This window comes from Planktothrix sp. FACHB-1355, from assembly GCF_014748295.1.
Taxonomy (GTDB): Bacteria; Cyanobacteriota; Cyanobacteriia; order Cyanobacteriales; family Aerosakkonemataceae; genus Aerosakkonema; species Aerosakkonema funiforme_A.
Window position 1 is genome coordinate 1 of sequence record NZ_JACJUP010000831.1, and the last position, 3,272, is coordinate 3,272.

3 protein-coding genes are annotated in these 3,272 nt (G+C 43.5%); 1 reads left to right on the forward strand and 2 read right to left on the reverse strand.

All coding sequences use genetic code 11. The features are described from left to right. Positions 1-277 precede the first annotated feature (277 nt). A complete protein-coding gene (locus H6S82_RS25590) occupies positions 278-1,768 on the forward strand; it encodes an AMP-binding protein (RefSeq protein WP_190465292.1) in 1,491 nt (496 codons plus the stop codon). 110 nt (positions 1,769-1,878) lie between these two features. Here the strand turns inward: H6S82_RS25590 and H6S82_RS25595 are convergent, their stop codons facing one another. Both H6S82_RS25595 and H6S82_RS25600 read right to left on the reverse strand, forming a co-directional pair. After that, positions 1,879-2,418 (reverse strand): HD domain-containing protein, encoded by a 540-nt coding sequence (locus tag H6S82_RS25595; protein WP_190465293.1) that lies wholly within the window; start codon positions 2,416-2,418, stop codon positions 1,879-1,881. A 66-nt stretch (positions 2,419-2,484) separates the two neighbouring features. Next, the coding region (locus H6S82_RS25600) for a class I SAM-dependent methyltransferase (RefSeq protein ID WP_206756900.1) at positions 2,485-3,272 on the reverse strand (788 nt) is incomplete at its 5' end.

Genomic DNA, 3,272 nt, shown 5'->3' on the forward strand with positions numbered 1-3,272 from the left:
TCTAACTCAATTAGTTAATTCGCCAAATCCAGATGAATTCGAGCCAATTTTACCGTTATTAGGTACATTAACTGCAACAGTTGATGACATTGGCGAAAACCACGATCGCTATATCGGTAGTTCTTTACAACAGGAAATTGCTAGTGTAGAATAAAGTATTTATAGATATTTCTGGATAGGATGAATTATTTTAACGCCAGAATGTTATAATCAAAAATCACAATTGATTTGTTAAAACACAAAGCAACAAATACTAAATAGCAACTAATTAACTAACGTGAATCTACCACCGATCGATCGCGCTCACCAAAACCCAAACAAAATCGCCATTGTCGCCACTGAAGGAGCATTTACATATCATAATTTGCTCCAAACTTCTGCTCAAATCGCTACCAAACTTCTGGAAAATATCCCAGATTTACAAGAACAGCGCGTTGCTTTTCTGATTCCTTCGGGATTTCAGTATGTCGCTACACAATGGGGGATTTGGCGTGCGGGTGGGATAGCTGTCCCTTTGTGTGTTTCCCATCCCCGACCTGAGTTAGAGTATGTAATTGCAGACTCAGGCGCTGCAATTATCATCGCACATCCAGATTTTGAGGCTGTATTGCGTCCGATTGCGGAAGAAAGAAATTTACGATTTATCCTCACTTCGGAAACTCTCCCGTCAGAAGTTGCTTTACTCCCAGAAATCGATCTTACCAGACGATCGTTAATCCTTTATACTAGCGGTACAACTGGAAAACCAAAGGGTGTTGTTACCACACATGAAAATATTCAAGCGCAAGTAACTAGCTTAGTTTCTGCTTGGGAATGGACATCAAACGATCGCATTTTGCACGTCTTACCGCTGCATCATATTCACGGCATTATTAACGTGCTAACTTGCGCCTTGTGGAGTGGCGCTGAGTGCCATATGCTGTCCAAATTTGATGCAGAAATAGTTGGCGATCGCATAATTCGCGGTGACTTAACTTTATTTATGGCTGTCCCCACAATTTATGTCAAGTTAATTACCGCTTGGGAAAATGCAGATCGCGATCGGCAACAAAAAATTTCCGCCGGCTGTGCTAAAATGCGTCTGATGGTTTCAGGCTCCGCAGCTTTACCCGTCCGAGTATTAGAAAAATGGCAAAATATTAGCGGTCACTTTCTGCTGGAACGCTACGGAATGACCGAAATTGGCATGGCTTTATCTAACGCTTTGCACGGTGAAAGATTCGCGGGATATGTAGGCAAACCTTTGCCGCAAGTAGAAGTTAGATTAGTAGATGAAAACGGAGAATTAGTCACTCCGGGAACACCGGGAGAACTCCAAGTCAAAGGTGCAGGAGTTTTTCGAGAATATTGGCAAAAACCGTCAGCAACAGCCAAAGCATTTCGCGATAGTTGGTTTTGTACTGGCGATTTGGCAGTAGTGGAAAATGATAACTATCGCATTCTGGGACGGATTAGCGTCGATATTATCAAAACTGGCGGTTATAAAGTTTCGGCTTTGGAAATTGAAGAAATGCTGCGAACTCATCCAGATATTCAAGATTGTGCAGTTGTTGGTGTTGCAGATGCAGAATGGGGAGAGAGAGTTTGTGCAGCTTTGGTATTAAAATCGGGAAGTAATTTAACTTTAGAAACTCTCAGAAGTTGGGCAAAAGAGCGATTGGCTACCTACAAAGTTCCTACCAAAATTCAAGTTGTGGAAGAGTTACCTCGCAACGCGATGGGAAAAGTGACGAAGCCGAACGTGGCGAAGCTATTTGATGCTATTTGATATAGTTTCCGGTACGCTACAGGACAGGATTTTATCGCACCGTCAGCAGGACTCGATCGTCAAAAATTTGCCAAATTACCAAAGATAATTTGTTTGAATAACAAGTAATGCTACCATTTCATCATTGGCAAAGGATTTCGCCGATAGGTCAATAATTCTGCCTTCGCCAGATTAAACAGAATTTGATGAAATCCTAAGTTCGGAAATGTATCTAAAACTTTCTGAATATCATGCTTCGATAACCCAAAGGATCTGATACCCTTTGATACATCAACCCAGTCCGCTTTTCTAAATACTTCAACTAAAGGATACTCACTATTTCTATATTTTGTAATTTGATGGTGTCGCTCTATCATCAACTCAATTTCATTTGACCACTGTTCTTGGCTATTCTCCTTCAAATATTTTTTGGCCAACTTTACAGAAGGAGCTAAATAATCGACTGTCTTGTCTGTCCATATTCCCAGGTCGTGAAAACAACCAGCAACGATCGACTTTTCTCGATCGTCTGGGGTACATTGATGTAGCATCAGGCAGAAATTAACGACTCGATAGACATGGTTTTTATAGGGTTGATAGTTACTTCCCATCGTTTCCTGCCACGGAGCGAGGATTTTTTCTAACAAAGGGATGTCTGCGAGAATTTCCATTAAATTTACGGCACTGAGTATGGTAGAAACCGCTTTGAGGTGTCCGGTACGCTACCGGACAGGATTTTATCGCACTGCGAGCAGGACTCGATCGTCAAAAATTTGCCAAATTACACCAACTTCCCGGAAACCGGCATCGCGCAGTCCAGCTTCGTGTAAGTCGAGAATTGGTTCGTAATCAGTATATCGCTCTCCAAAACGGCGATCGCGCTCTTGGAGCAATTCTTTCAATTCTGGCTCTTGAGCTAGTGCTTGCCACCAACTGTTCCAGTCTTCCACACCTCGTTCCTGAAAAGCTTGCTTCTCCTGACGCGCACTCAAAGTTTTCGATATCTGCCGAAAAGTTCCCAAGTGAAAGGGAAAAGGCATAATATCACCGTTGAGAAAGACGCCACCCAGACGGATTAACTGCGCCAACTGTTTGTAAACTTGCAGTAAGCGATGAGGAGGTAACCAGTGCAGCGCCGTTGTCGTCAGCACCGCATCTACTTGCGTTTGTGCGATCGCTTCCATCCAATTATCTGCCATCAGATCCGCTTCCACCCAACGCAGACGACCGTTCGCATCGCCCAAAGCGCCTTGACCGATCGCTAAAAGTACGGGATCTATATCTACAGCGACACATCTAGCTTTTGGGAAGCGTTTCAGAAGACGCTGACTGATAGCCCCCGGCCCGCAAGCTAAATCGAGAGCCACAAATTCAGCAGGCATTTGCAGCTCGATCGCATCTAACATTGCCTGAAAACGCGCTTCCCGATGCGGTATATAACCTGTTTGCTGTGCGTCCCAACGTTGCAGCCAACTTTGCCAGTCAATTTTCGATTTGATATTTTGCATAAGATCGGAAGAGCACA